We start from the raw sequence: 12572 nt of genomic DNA, 5'->3' as shown, positions 1-12572 counted from the left end.
TGACGGTGGTGTGTTTTAAACCGGATAATTTTGGCTATTAATGATTGCTTAAAAAGAATTCATGAACGCGCTATTAGGAGTTATATTTCACTTTATAGGAGGGTTTGCCTCAGGAAGTTTTTACATCCCTTATAAGAAGGTAAAAGGCTGGTCCTGGGAATCGTACTGGCTGGTGGGTGGCGTCTTTTCCTGGCTCATAGTACCGCCATTGGCGGCCTGGCTGACCATCCCTGATTTTTGGGAGATTATCCGGAATACAGGCAGCAGTACTATCGGTTATGCTTACCTGTTTGGAATACTCTGGGGCATCGGCGGATTGACCTACGGATTGGGGGTACGTTACCTGGGTGTATCACTCGGCAGCAGCATCATCCTGGGGTTATGTATGGTATTCGGTGCATTGATCCCGGCGCTTTATTACCAGCTGAATCCCGCTGAAGGAAAAGATACCATCGGTCTGCTGTTTGACACCAGCTGGGGCCGGGTGGTAATGCTGGGGCTGCTGGTCTGTATTGTGGGTATCATCATTTCCGGCAGGGCCGGGGTGCGGAAAGAAAAAGAACTTGCCGGACAGGAGCACGATCACCTGTCGGGTAAGGATGAATATAAGTTCGGGCTGGGGCTGATGGTGGCCATCGTTTCCGGTGTGCTGAGCGCCTGCTTTAATTTTGGGATCGAAGCAGGGAAGCCAATGGCGGATACCGCAAATGCCCTTTGGAAAGCAGCCCATCCCGGTCAGGGCGAATTCCTTTATCAGAATAATGTTTCTTATATAGTAATCCTGTGGGGCGGGCTCACTACCAACCTGATCTGGTGCCTGATATTAAATGCCCGGAATAAGACCTTTGGTGACTATACCAACAAAAAAACACCCCTGCTGTCTAATATTATTTTTTGCGCGCTGGCGGGTACCACCTGGTTCCTTCAGTTCTTCTTCTATGGAATGGGCGAGAGCAAGCTGGGGAACGGTCCGAGCTCCTGGATCCTGCACATGGCCTTTATTATTCTGATCGCAAATGTATGGGGGCTGATACTGAAAGAATGGAAAGGCGTAAGTAAGAAAACATTGGTTACTGTGGTGATGGGCATCATCGTGATCCTGATATCCGTACTCCTGGTCGGATACGGGAATTCATTAAAATAGCATATAAAAAAGAATCAGAGATATGAGCGTAGAAGCTAAAGTATTTAAACATGTGAGTTATTTATGGGATGACGCAACAGCAGCACAGCTTGCGGGCGACGAGGTGGCATTGCTGATCTACCGGTCGAACCTGTTGGGAGCCGATCTCCGGCTGACCAATTACGGGGGCGGGAACACTTCCTGCAAGGTAATGGCAAAGGACCCGCTTACCAATGCCGAAAAAGAAGTGATGTATGTAAAGGGCAGCGGGGGCGACCTGGGCACGCTGAAAAAAAGCGGGCTGGCAGCGCTTTACGTAGACCGCCTGAGAAGCCTGAAGGCCATTTACAGAGGTATCGAGCACGAGGATGAGATGGTAGAGCTGTTCAATCATTGCATCTATGACCTGGCTTCCAAAGCTCCGTCCATTGATACGCCGCTGCACGGCTTTCTGCCGTTCAAACATATCGATCACCTGCACCCGGATGCAGCCATTGCTATTGCAGCGGCCAAAGACGGAAAAAAAATCACCGAAGAACTGTTCGGTGGCACCATCGGCTGGGTACCCTGGCAAAAACCGGGCTTTGACCTGGGACTGCAATTAAAGCAATGCCTGGATGAAAACCCCGGTATCCGCGGCATCATGCTGGGTTCGCATGGTCTTTTCACCTGGGGCGATACAGCGTATGAAAGTTATATTAATACCCTGGAGGTCATCGAAAAATGTGCAGACTATATTGAGCAGCATATTGGTAAAGAGCGTCCCGTTTTTGGCGGTGAAAAAGTAACGGCATTGCCCAAGGAAGAACGGTTAAAAAAAGCAGCAGCGCTGGCACCGGTACTAAGAGGATTCTGCTCTTCATATACCCGGATGGTAGGGCATTTTACCGATGATGAGCGGGTTTTGCAGTTCATCAATTCCAACGACCTGGACCGCCTGGCACCGCTGGGCACTTCCTGCCCCGACCACTTCCTGCGTACCAAGATCAGCCCGTTGGTGCTGAACCTGGAACCAGGGGAGAACCTGGATGCTGTTGCTGCCGTTAAAGAAAAGATCGCGCCGTTGTTTGAAGCTTACCGGAAGATGTATGCCGATTATTATAACACCTGCAAACATCCGGACAGTCCGGCCATGCGGGATCCCAATCCGGTGGTGATCATTTACCCGGGAGTAGGGATGTTTACTTTTTCAAAGGACAAGCAGACGGCACGCGTGGCCGCAGAGTTCTACACCAATGCGATCAATGTAATGCGCGGGGCGGAAGCCATTTCCGAATATACCTCATTGCCCCGCCAGGAAGCATTCAATATTGAATACTGGCTGCTGGAAGAAGCCAAGCTGCAACGCATGCCCAAACCCAGGCCCCTCAGCGGCCGTATTGCCCTGGTTACGGGTAGTGGCGGCGGTATCGGCAAAGCCATAGCACGCAAGTTTGCCCAGGAAGGCGCCTGTGTGATCATCAATGATATCAACCAGGAGCGGATCGATGAAACAACAACAGAATTTCAGAAAGAATTCGGTAAAGATGCGGCTGCATCCGTGGTACTGGATGTTACCAGTAATGATTCGATCGAATCCGCGATCCATCAGGCCGTACTGGCTTTTGGCGGACTGGATATTGTGGTGAACAATGCCGGCATCAGTATTTCAAAATCCATCACCGATCATACCATCGAGGAATGGGACCGCCTGTATGATATCCTTGTAAAAGGCCAGTTCCTGGTTTCAAAATACGGTGTTGCGGTAATGCGCAAACAGGAGATGGGCGGCGATATCATCAATATCGTTTCCAAGAACTCGATCGTTTCCGGACCCAATAATGCCGGTTACGGTTCTGCAAAGGCAGCACAGGCGCACCTTTCACGGTTGCTGGCAGCAGAGCTGGGCGCTGATAAGATACGTGTAAACTCAGTGAACCCTGATGCGGTGATCGCCAATTCCAATATCTGGGCAGGCGGCTGGGCCGAAGGGCGTGCCAAGGCCTATGGGATCACAGTGGAAGAGCTTCCTGCGTATTATGCAAAACGCACCCTGATGAATGAAGTGATCCTGCCGGAAGACATTGCCAACGCCTGCTTTATCTTTGTAAGCGGCTTGCTGAATAAATCGACCGGTAATGTGCTGAATGTAGATGGTGGTGTGGCCACCGCTTTTGTACGATAATAAAGTCTTCATATAACAAGCAATACAAGAGTTGATGATTTTCTAATCGGTCAACTCGTTTTTTTAAGATCTTTAAATAACAGCTGCATTAAAAGAAACACAGGTATCGGCGGAATAATATGTGAACGGAAAGTATCCTGCTTCTGCCGGAATCTTTTAATGCTCGTTTGTAGGACCGATATAAAAGTAGTTTTATGTTACTGAAAAAAACGCAATTAGAAGCGCATAACGATGCCTTGTTGACCCGGCACCAGCGGAATTTTGAATTTATATCCGGCAATATTCCGGATGCAGAAGCGATTATAAAAAAGCTTACCGACTTCCAGGTGGGGATTCCTTCCTGGGCGCTTGGGAACGGCGGTACCCGCTTCGGCCGGTTTGCCGGAAGAGGAGAACCCACCACGCTGGAACAGAAAATGGAAGATGTGGGATTACTGCACCAGCTGAACCGTTCCAGCGGGGCTATCTCCCTGCACATTCCCTGGGATATTCCCAAAGATGCGGCGGCATTAAAACAACTGGCTGTACAGCTGGGACTGAAGTTTGATGCGATGAACTCCAATACCTTCCAGGATCAGCCGGGGCAGGCACACAGTTATAAATACGGATCGCTGCAGCATGTGGATAAAGCGGTACGCAAACAGTCGATCGATCATAATATTGAAGTGATCCAATATGGAAAAGAGCTGGGGTCTGAGGCGCTCACCATCTGGCTGGCGGACGGTTCCTGTTTTCCCGGTCAGCTGAATTTCCGTAAAGCGTTTAATAATACATTGGAGAGCCTGAGTGCTATCTATGAAGCATTGCCGGAGAACTGGAAAGTATTTGTGGAATACAAGGCATTTGAACCCAACTTCTATTCCACTACAGTGGGCGACTGGGGGCAATCCTTCCTGTTTGCCAGCAAACTGGGGGATAAGGCGTATACACTGGTGGATCTCGGGCATCACCTGCCCAATGCCAATATCGAACAGATCGTGGCATTGCTGCTGAACGAAAAAAAATTAGGCGGTTTTCATTTTAACGACAGCAAATACGGCGATGATGATCTTACCGTAGGCAGCATTAAACCTTACCAGTTATTCCTTATCTTCAGGGAGCTGGTAGACGGGATGGATGCGCGAAACATGAATCATGCAACGGACCTGGGCTGGATGATCGACGCCAGTCATAATGTAAAAGATCCGCTGGAAGATCTGCTTCAAAGTGTGGAAGCCATTCAAATAGCTTATGCGCAGGCGCTGCTGGTGGATCCGGTAAAACTAGGCACTGCGCAGGAGCAGAATGATGTGGCACTGGCACAGGAAATCTTACAGGAGGCCTACCGCACGGATGTGCGTCCGATACTGGCAGAAGCCAGACTAAGGGCCGGTGCTGCGCTGGATCCCATCGGGCTGTTCCGGCAACTGAAAGTGCGGGAGGAACTGGTGAAAGAACGCGGAGAGCGCACCGTAGCAACGGGACTGTAGCTCAAAGCTATCAGCCTTCAGCGATCAGCCGGCAGCTGTTCGATGATCCGTCGTCGATTTTAGGACACTGTCTGATAGCTGACAGCTGATAGCTGACATCTTTTTTACTATTAAATATTTATACCTTACATACAAATGAGCGCCATACCGGGAATAGCGGTTTTTGACATCGGTAAAACAAATAAAAAATTCTTTTTTTTCGATGAGCAGTACCAGATTGTGGAGGAGGAAGTACAGGGCTTTCATGAAACAAGGGACGAGGACGGCTTTCCCTGTGATGATATTGCGCGCATCAGTGAATGGGTAAAAAATAAACTGACAGAAAAAGGGGCCGATCCATCCATCGATATAAAGGCAGTGAATTTTTCAACCTACGGTGCCAGCTTTGTGCATCTTGATGCTGCCGGCAAACCCGTAGCTCCCTTATATAATTATTTAAAACCCTTCCCGGAAGACCTGGCCGATCTTTTTTACTACCGGTACGGCGGGAGGGAACAATTTGCTACTGATACCGCTTCGCCTGTTTTAGGCAACCTCAATTCCGGACTGCAACTGTACCGGATCAAAGAGCAGCTGCCCCATTTATTCAGTGAGATCCATACCTCACTGCACCTGCCCCAGTATCTGGGCTTCCTGGTACATGGAAAATTGTTATCGGATATTACCAGCATCGGCTGTCATACGGCACTCTGGGATTTTAGTAAGAACAATTATCACCGCTGGGTAGCGGAAGAAGGCCTCAGCGATCTGCTGGCTCCTTTATTTCCTTCCGATGCCACGATCGAAACGATGCTAAACGGCCGGCCGCTGAAATGCGGTGTGGGACTGCACGACAGCTCGGCTGCCTTTATTCCCTACATGCAGATCGTACAAGAACCTTTTGTTCTGTTGTCTACCGGCACCTGGAGCATTTCGATGAACCCGTTCAACCATACGCCGCTTACCACAAAAGAGCTGCAGCAGGACTGTCTGTCTTATCTTACGTACAAGGGCACACCGCTTAAGTCCTCGCGGTTATTTGCAGGGAATGAACATGAAGAGGCTGTAAAACGACTGGCTGCATCCTATCATATAAACACGGCGTATTTTCATGATATTCCTTTTCAGCCGGAGCTGGTGGAAGAGGGGGAACCGGAACGGATCCGTGAAGATTTTGATTTTTCCGGTGAAGCTGACGTGGACAAGACCTATCATGACCTGGTACAGCACCTGGTGCGAAAACAAAAACGATCGACACAGCTGGTGCTGGAAGGATCGGAAGTAAAACGGTTATATGTGGACGGCGGCTTTGCCCGCAATACTATTTTTATGAACCTCATTGCCCGGGCCTTTCCACAGCTGGAGGTATATGCGGCTTCTGTATCGCAGGCTACTGCTGCAGGGGCGGCACTGGCCATCCATGCGGCCTGGAATACAACACCACATGTAACACAGCTGCTAAAAGTGCAGCGGTATACCATATAAATCACCGGGGCATTCAATAAACGCACCACTGGCTTTTAGCAGGGCAAAGGTCCCTTTTTTTATTGCCTGCTTATCATCTGCCGAGCCTATCAGTTCCGGGCACAGCGTTACCTGGTATCCCTTTGAAAGTGCGTCCAGTGCCGTTTCCTTTACACAGTATTCAGTGAGGAAACCACAGAGCAGCAGGTGTTTGAGCTGTTGCTGCTCCAGATATTCAGCAAATCCTCCTGATGAAAAACAACTGTGCTCTTTTTTAGCAAATTCAATGATACCGTTGTTCGAAGGCAGGATGCTTTGATGTCCTCCGGTGCCCGGTATACATACCGACAGATTTTCCCCGAACTGGTGAGGGAAATAATCAGACCGGACAGCAAGCAGGGGTACGGATATCTTTTGATGGGCCAGTATATTAAGGCGTTCCGCAACAGCTGCGATATCTTCCTGTACAGGATGTCGTTTCCCATAGGCAAAAGCAGGATCGGCAAAATCCTTTTGCGCATCAATGATCACAATAGCCGTTGCACCTGGTGAATGCATGTGGTTTTATTATTAAGAATTTTAATGCGGCAGCTTTTCGCGAAACCGGCCATAGACCCAGGTTCCGGCAATGGCACTCAGTAAAGTAACGATCACTACGGTAGCGCCTGTTCCGATCTGGGCGAACAGCGGGCCGGGACAGGCACCCGTAAAGGCCCACCCGATGCCAAAGATCAGTCCGCCAAAGATCTGTCCTTTATTGAATTTCTTATCCGGGATCCCGATCTTTTCCCCGTCGATGGTTTTGATATTGAATTTTTTTAGCAGCAGGATAGAAACAATACCTACCACCACGGCACTGCCGATTACCCCGTACATATGGAAGGATTGCAGGCGGAACATTTCCTGTATACGGAACCAGCTGATGACCTCGGCCTTTGTAAAAACGATACCGAACACAATGCCGGCAATAAGAAACCGGATATTGGCCCGCCATTTCGGGAAGGACGATCCGGTGGTTGTAACGGAAAACTCATCGCTGCCCGTTGCTGCTGTATGTTGCTGATCTGATTGCATCAGGATACTGTTTTAGGAGTTATAACGAAAGGATCCAGGGAAGGAGCAGGTTGGCCGCCAGAAAGCCCCCCAGCATAAAACAAATGGTAGCTACCAGGGAAGGCCATTGCAGGTTTGATAACCCCATAATGGAATGCCCGCTGGTACAGCCCCCGGCATACCGTGTTCCGAACCCTACCAGGAATCCGCCTGCTATCATTAACAGGAATCCTCTTGGCGTGACCAATGCGGGCCAGTTAAACAGGTCACGAGGTACGAGATGGTTAAAATCCGTAACCTGTTGCGCCGCCAGTGAGGCCGCCAGCTGTGGTGCTATTTTTACCGGCCCAGGTGCTGTAAGCCATTGTGCAGCTACCATGCCGCCCAGGAAAATACCAAAAACAAAAAATAAATTCCACACTTCCTTTTTCCAGTTGTACCGGAAAAAAGGAATGTTGGCCGGGATGCAGGCCGCACAAATATGTCTTAAGGAGGAGCTGATGCCAAAAGGCTTATTGCCCAGTAGTAAAAGCGCCGGTACCGTAAGCCCGATGACCGGCCCTGCCACATACCAGGGCCAGGGTTGCTTGATGAGTTCTAACATCAGAAATGTTGTTTAATCTGCTAAGCTATTGAATATTTTGATTGTTTGGGGAAATAAGGATAGGCATCAGTACCAGGGCAGTTTTCACGCGGGCGTTGATATGATTTTTGACCGATATTGCATAGCCCCAGGCAAATATCGGTTGCGCCCATAAGATAGGATGACGCGCAATATGTTGCTATCTACGGAAGTGTTTCATTTGTTAAACAGGTGCAGCAAGATCATTCGTCTATTGCGGAGCTGCCGATTATAGTTATTTTTATAGCCTGCCAGCGGCGTTGTTTACCGGGGCAAAGAATAAGAACTATGCATACAAAAAAAACGATCCTGGCGATCATCGGCAGTGCCAGCGCAGCCTCCAGCTGTGAAAAGCTGGCGGCCCGTTTTGCAGAACAGCTCTCCGAAGCTGCCGAAGTTGTTCGGTACAATACATTAAAAGTATTGCCTCATTTTGACCCGGACCTGGCTGTTACAGCACCGCCGGAGGAAGTGGTGCGGCTGCGCAACTACATCGCTGATGCGGCAGGGGTGCTGATCTGCACACCCGAATATGTTTTCAGTATTCCCAGCGGATTGAAAAATGCGATCGAATGGTGCGTGGCGACAACGGTCTTTTCGGAAAAACCTGTCGGACTGATCACAGCAGCCGCAAGCGGTATAAAAGGGCATGAAGAACTACAGCTGATCCTGCAGACTGTCGGCGCCTCGTTCACCGAAGCCACCACCTTACTGATACAGGGCGTAAAAGGTAAGATCAACCAGGAGGGGCAAATAACGGATACACAAACAGCGGAAGCCTTTGCCCGGTTTGTAAGTGCCTTTAAAGAACAGGCTGGTTTGTAAAGAAAGCTGCCCGGAATAGGAGGGTCAGGTGAACTGGAAGGTAAAGTAGGCTTTGTTACAGGCGGGACATCTGAAGGCTGCTATATCGCGTTCACCTTCCGGTAGTCCGTATTTTCTGAAATCCATGTATTCCGATTTTTCTGCTACTTGTTTTTCCCAGTAAGTGTTATTTTCTGTAATGTGAAAGAGTTCTTTTTCATCGGCAGGGTAGCCCGTAAATTCCGTCAGCGTATTGCAGCAGAGCGGCCGGTCATCGTATTGCAGGAACAGGGGGAGCTGCGGTGTCTGCCGGTATTGCTTCAGCAGTTTTTGCAGCAGCGCATCGTATGCCTGCGGGGTGGTTTGCTGCGCCGTTAAATAGTCCCTGATCGTTTGGCTGTAAGCCCATTCCCCGGATGGTATCAGTGGCTGGGTTTTAATACAGTCTGCACAAACGGCATAGATATCATCATCCACCGTGCCGTCTTCCAGCATCAGTTTTCCCTGGTAGGTATACAGATCGACACCGGTACTGTTACATACATGACATTCGGTATAATAGTCGTCCAGCACTTCCAGCGCAGCATCTGCAATAAATTCAAAAATCTGTCCCATAAAATTTTATTTGCAATATATGGTTGCTCAAGTTACGTCAAAAGAAAGAAACGCCGTGCGGGCTCATGAAGAATGTACTGTCGGGTTTGTACCTTTGGTGTATGGAACAGCTGATACAACAAATTGAATTTATTAAAGAGATCGATAAACTGAAGTATATCCTTCGTCGCACGAAACTGCTTCACAGCGACCGGCGGGAGAATGATGCCGAACACAGCTGGCATTTAGCCCTGATGGCGATTGTACTTGCGGAGCATGCCAATGAGCCGGTGGACCTGCTGAAGGTGTTGAAGATGGTACTGATCCATGATATTGTTGAGATCGACGCCGGTGATGTATTCATCTATGATACAAAAAAGAATCATACCAATACCGGGGAGGAATTAAAAGCGGCCCGCAGGATTTTTGGAATGCTGCCGGAACCGCAGGGAGACGAACTGATCGCTGTCTGGGAGGAGTTTGAAGCCGGACACACACCGGAGGCAAAATTTGCAAGGGCACTCGACCGCCTGGAACCCTTGTTGCAGAATACATCAAACAATGGTGGCACCTGGAAGGAATTTGATGTACGCTACGACCAGGTGGTGGCTAAAAAGAAAGCGATCGCCCGGGGCTCCGATCGTATCTGGGCATTTGCAGAAGACCTGCTGAAACAAAATCTTGAAAAAGGAATTTTAAAAAAATAAACAGGCTGTTTCCTGTGGAGATATGCCTGTGCCGATGTTAGAAATGGAAAAGCGGATCATAGAAAAAAGTGTACTCATTGATGCCGGAAGCGACAGGATCTGGGAAACGCTTACGCTGCCGGAATTGATGCTGCAATGGATGGGTGAGCCGGAAATGGAACTGCAGGTGATCATCCAATGGAACGCGGGGCAACCGCTGATCATAAAGGGCGTTCATCATGTCCCGTTTGAAAACACCGGGAAGGTGCTGGCTGTGGAACCCGGACGGCGTCTTCAATACAGCCAGATCAGTTCGTTATCGCGGCTGGAGGATAAAGACAGCAACTATTCTGTGTTTGAGTTTATATTAACACCCGAAATACCCCGGACAAAGCTATCACTTAGTATAAAAGGTTTTCCTACTGAAACGATTTACAAACACCTGGCCTTTTACTGGAATACGACCTTGTATAAAATAAAACAGGTGGCCGAAAACGGAACCCGGTAAATCGCCGTCATTCGGTTTCCGAATGCTCTTTTATTTTGACAATAACCGTTGCAGCCAACCGGGTTTCCGGATCCGGCTGTTCTGGAATGAAGCAATTTTCCAGTCGCCGTTTTGCTGACGGATGAATACATTGGTATTGATCGACCTCCTGCTTTGCGGCAGTTGCTTCTGCCAGCGGAACCGGATACCCCCGGTGGCGATCACAATGGCCGTATCCGGGTTCACGAACTTGATCTGCAGCAGGTCGGATTCTAATACAGCTCCGCGGAAGAGCTTCAGGTTTGAAAGATGAACATGCGCGTCGAAATTTTCTTCAATGCCTTTAAGATGTTGCCCGTTGAAGGTGATGTAATCGCAATCTTCCGTAAAAAGATCTTCGAATAACCCGAGGGTAGGGTGTTGAAACATTCCTTTTATCTTTTCCAGTTTGGTCCTGATGATCTGTTCGTCTGTCATATTTTTTTTAACGAAGCTATAGCCTGTTGACCGCCGGTATAACTGTTTTCAGGTAACAAAACAAAAAGAGCGGATAACCGGCGAAATAAGCCGGTAAAGAGATTGTATGATCTATCCAATTATAAGTGTTAATGAAGGAGGGCTGGCGCCATCCTTTAAATGTTACCATTGGTCACTCAGGGATTTTTTCCAATCGTAGGGGAGTATTTCGGAAAGTAGTACCTGCACGCCATCCTGTACTTCGATGATGGTTTGTAAATTAGTGCTGGACAGCTGGCTGATCAGTTCCCTGCACCGGCCGCAGGGCGGCACGGCATGACCTTCGCTGTCTACTGCAACCAGAGCTTTGATCTTATGCTCGCCATGTTTCAGCATTTCTGCAATGGCGCTGTGTTCTGCGCAAAAGCCCATAGAGCAGGCGGTGTCGATGCTGATGCCGGTGTAGATGTTTCCGTCGATCGTTTCCAGTGCGGCGCCTACGCCTCCGTAGGTGATAAATTCATTGAGTTGTTTTTCATTGGTAATAAGTCGGGCCATTTGTTTCAGGATTGTTGTGTCCATCTTCTTTCGGATTTATAGGGTTACTGAAAAAGGAGCGGTGATCTTATGCCGGGTTATTGTTGTGCTGCTGCAGGTACCAGTTCACTGCATTGCGTTCTTCTGTTTTTATGAAAGCGTCTTTTGCTTCATTGTATTCAATACCATCCTTCCATTCGCGCAGACTCAGTGCTTCTTTTAACTGCTGATAGGCGACCCGTATAATAGGATGTGCGCGGAGATAATCCCTGAAAGCGATATGGCGCGTCCAGTGTTCGGAGTGAAGTGGCAGTGCATGGATATGCGCCAGCCGGGGCGGTTGTTCGTTCAACGCATCAGGAATGGGATCTTCCGGTCTGATGTAAACGGGAAGCGACAGGCTTTTGGGGCTTGTTTTAAGTTTTACAAAAAAGCGGCGATAGGGCATTGCTGTATTGTATTTTTCAAAGTAGATATATTCCCTGGCCATCAGTAGTTGCGGGGTGCTGCTGAGATCGGCTTCGTTCTTTAAGCCCACGAGGATATCGATAATGGGTTTGGCCGCCAGTCCTTCCACGGAGGTACTTCCGATGTGCTCAATTTCGGGATGTATCGGTCCGGTGAGTGCTGCCAGTTCTTTCTTTATAGCTTCGAAATGTATTCTCCATTCCGGGTTATGGGGTTCAATAGTAATCTTCATCTTTATGTATGTTGCTCAAAGTTAGCCGGTTCTCCGGGAGTGATGCGGAAGATGGGTGCTATTCTGTATGAATGGTGCGGGCTGTGCCGTAAATGGAAGAACGAATGCTGTTCAGAAAAAAATAAAAAATAAATTTGCTGGTTTGAAAATCCTCCCTATCTTTGCAATCCCAATTCAAAAACGGCAGTCTTAAATGCGCCGGCAAGTTCTTCAAATACAGATAGTTAGGTTGAAAAAAATCAAAAATATTTTCTCAAATATTTTTGTTAGTTTGAGAAAAGTGTGTATCTTTGCAACCCCAAAACGGAGGGTTTGGTAGGGGTTGAGAGTTTGGGAAGTTAGTTCTTTAAGGTAAAAATGGTACAGGCGGTTGGCGCCAGGTTTGGTGGTTCGATTCCACGGTATTATCGAAAGTGGCGGAGGGGAGTTGATTC

The 12572-nt window shown here is 48.6% G+C and carries 14 protein-coding genes; 7 read left to right on the top strand and 7 right to left on the bottom strand.

Annotation, left to right across the window (positions count from 1 at the left end; translation table 11 throughout):
* Positions 1–61 precede the first annotated feature (61 nt).
* From rhaT to K7B07_RS00055, 4 genes are all read left to right on the top strand, one after another.
* Positions 62–1144, top strand: a complete 1083-nt coding sequence (gene rhaT, locus K7B07_RS00070; protein WP_223706299.1) for an L-rhamnose/proton symporter RhaT — start codon at positions 62–64, stop codon at positions 1142–1144.
* A gap of 22 nt (positions 1145–1166) precedes the next feature.
* A complete protein-coding gene (locus tag K7B07_RS00065; protein ID WP_223706296.1) occupies positions 1167–3287 on the top strand; it encodes a bifunctional aldolase/short-chain dehydrogenase in 2121 nt (706 codons plus the stop codon).
* A gap of 194 nt (positions 3288–3481) precedes the next feature.
* Positions 3482–4756 carry a sugar isomerase gene (locus K7B07_RS00060; RefSeq protein ID WP_223706294.1) on the top strand — a complete coding sequence of 425 codons (1275 nt, stop codon included), beginning with the start codon at positions 3482–3484 and terminating at the stop codon, positions 4754–4756.
* Positions 4757–4891: 135 nt separating this feature from the next.
* A complete protein-coding gene (locus tag K7B07_RS00055; protein WP_223706292.1) occupies positions 4892–6220 on the top strand; it encodes an FGGY-family carbohydrate kinase in 1329 nt (442 codons plus the stop codon).
* On the opposite strand, the gene K7B07_RS00050 is transcribed toward K7B07_RS00055, so the two are convergent.
* Genes K7B07_RS00050 through K7B07_RS00040 form a run of 3 tightly spaced genes read right to left on the bottom strand, consistent with a single transcriptional unit; the run spans position 6194 to position 7856 of the window.
* Positions 6194–6757, bottom strand: coding sequence for a cysteine hydrolase family protein (locus K7B07_RS00050; protein ID WP_223706290.1), 564 nt, complete (start codon positions 6755–6757; stop codon positions 6194–6196). The genes K7B07_RS00055 and K7B07_RS00050 overlap by 27 nt on opposite strands.
* A 21-nt stretch (positions 6758–6778) precedes the next feature.
* The gene (locus tag K7B07_RS00045) at positions 6779–7273 is read right to left on the bottom strand and encodes a DUF6691 family protein (protein WP_223706288.1); all 495 of its coding nucleotides are present in this window, start codon (positions 7271–7273) and stop codon (positions 6779–6781) included.
* Positions 7274–7292: 19 nt separating this feature from the next.
* The gene (locus K7B07_RS00040; protein ID WP_223706286.1) at positions 7293–7856 is read right to left on the bottom strand and encodes a YeeE/YedE family protein; all 564 of its coding nucleotides are present in this window, start codon (positions 7854–7856) and stop codon (positions 7293–7295) included.
* A gap of 306 nt (positions 7857–8162) precedes the next feature.
* On the opposite strand from K7B07_RS00040, the gene K7B07_RS00035 reads away from it, so the two are divergent.
* A complete protein-coding gene (locus tag K7B07_RS00035) occupies positions 8163–8699 on the top strand; it encodes an NADPH-dependent FMN reductase (RefSeq protein ID WP_223706284.1) in 537 nt (178 codons plus the stop codon).
* Between the two features lie 24 nt (positions 8700–8723).
* Here K7B07_RS00035 and K7B07_RS00030 read toward each other — a convergent pair whose 3' ends face one another.
* Complete coding sequence (locus K7B07_RS00030; RefSeq protein WP_223706282.1) at positions 8724–9293, bottom strand: hypothetical protein; 570 nt, start codon at positions 9291–9293, stop codon at positions 8724–8726.
* A 65-nt stretch (positions 9294–9358) separates the two neighbouring features.
* On the opposite strand from K7B07_RS00030, the gene K7B07_RS00025 reads away from it, so the two are divergent.
* On the top strand, positions 9359–9979 hold the full coding sequence (locus tag K7B07_RS00025) for an HD domain-containing protein (protein ID WP_223706279.1): 621 nt from the start codon (positions 9359–9361) through the stop codon (positions 9977–9979).
* 43 nt (positions 9980–10022) lie between these two features.
* Positions 10023–10466 (top strand): SRPBCC family protein, encoded by a 444-nt coding sequence (locus K7B07_RS00020; RefSeq protein WP_223706277.1) that lies wholly within the window; start codon positions 10023–10025, stop codon positions 10464–10466.
* A gap of 30 nt (positions 10467–10496) precedes the next feature.
* Here the strand turns inward: K7B07_RS00020 and K7B07_RS00015 are convergent, their stop codons facing one another.
* The 3 genes from K7B07_RS00015 to K7B07_RS00005 form a co-directional block, all read right to left on the bottom strand.
* The gene (locus K7B07_RS00015) at positions 10497–10922 is read right to left on the bottom strand and encodes an SgcJ/EcaC family oxidoreductase (protein ID WP_223706275.1); all 426 of its coding nucleotides are present in this window, start codon (positions 10920–10922) and stop codon (positions 10497–10499) included.
* Between the two features lie 162 nt (positions 10923–11084).
* Complete coding sequence (locus tag K7B07_RS00010; RefSeq protein ID WP_223706273.1) at positions 11085–11483, bottom strand: cytidine deaminase family protein; 399 nt, start codon at positions 11481–11483, stop codon at positions 11085–11087.
* Between the two features lie 43 nt (positions 11484–11526).
* Positions 11527–12138, bottom strand: a complete 612-nt coding sequence (locus tag K7B07_RS00005; RefSeq protein ID WP_223706271.1) for a GrpB family protein — start codon at positions 12136–12138, stop codon at positions 11527–11529.
* Positions 12139–12572: the final 434 nt, after the last annotated feature.

The organism is Niabella beijingensis (assembly GCF_020034665.1).
Classification (GTDB): domain Bacteria; phylum Bacteroidota; class Bacteroidia; order Chitinophagales; family Chitinophagaceae; genus Niabella; species Niabella beijingensis.
The sequence above is the reverse complement of the archived record's forward strand: the minus strand, read 5'-3'. Positions and strand labels throughout refer to the sequence as shown.

Bases quoted from the DNA above. Each gene is read 5' to 3' on its own strand.
- rhaT (WP_223706299.1), top strand. From the start codon at position 62: ATGAACGCGCTATTAGGAGTTATATTTCACTTTATAGGAGGGTTTGCC.
- K7B07_RS00065 (WP_223706296.1), top strand. From the start codon at position 1,167: ATGAGCGTAGAAGCTAAAGTATTTAAACATGTGAGTTATTTATGGGAT.
- K7B07_RS00060 (WP_223706294.1), top strand. From the start codon at position 3,482: ATGTTACTGAAAAAAACGCAATTAGAAGCGCATAACGATGCCTTGTTG.
- K7B07_RS00055 (WP_223706292.1), top strand. From the start codon at position 4,892: ATGAGCGCCATACCGGGAATAGCGGTTTTTGACATCGGTAAAACAAAT.
- K7B07_RS00050 (WP_223706290.1), bottom strand. From the start codon at position 6,757: ATGCATTCACCAGGTGCAACGGCTATTGTGATCATTGATGCGCAAAAG.
- K7B07_RS00045 (WP_223706288.1), bottom strand. From the start codon at position 7,273: ATGCAATCAGATCAGCAACATACAGCAGCAACGGGCAGCGATGAGTTT.
- K7B07_RS00040 (WP_223706286.1), bottom strand. From the start codon at position 7,856: ATGTTAGAACTCATCAAGCAACCCTGGCCCTGGTATGTGGCAGGGCCG.
- K7B07_RS00035 (WP_223706284.1), top strand. From the start codon at position 8,163: ATGCATACAAAAAAAACGATCCTGGCGATCATCGGCAGTGCCAGCGCA.
- K7B07_RS00030 (WP_223706282.1), bottom strand. From the start codon at position 9,293: ATGGGACAGATTTTTGAATTTATTGCAGATGCTGCGCTGGAAGTGCTG.
- K7B07_RS00025 (WP_223706279.1), top strand. From the start codon at position 9,359: ATGAAGAATGTACTGTCGGGTTTGTACCTTTGGTGTATGGAACAGCTG.
- K7B07_RS00020 (WP_223706277.1), top strand. From the start codon at position 10,023: ATGGAAAAGCGGATCATAGAAAAAAGTGTACTCATTGATGCCGGAAGC.
- K7B07_RS00015 (WP_223706275.1), bottom strand. From the start codon at position 10,922: ATGACAGACGAACAGATCATCAGGACCAAACTGGAAAAGATAAAAGGA.
- K7B07_RS00010 (WP_223706273.1), bottom strand. From the start codon at position 11,483: ATGGACACAACAATCCTGAAACAAATGGCCCGACTTATTACCAATGAA.
- K7B07_RS00005 (WP_223706271.1), bottom strand. From the start codon at position 12,138: ATGAAGATTACTATTGAACCCCATAACCCGGAATGGAGAATACATTTC.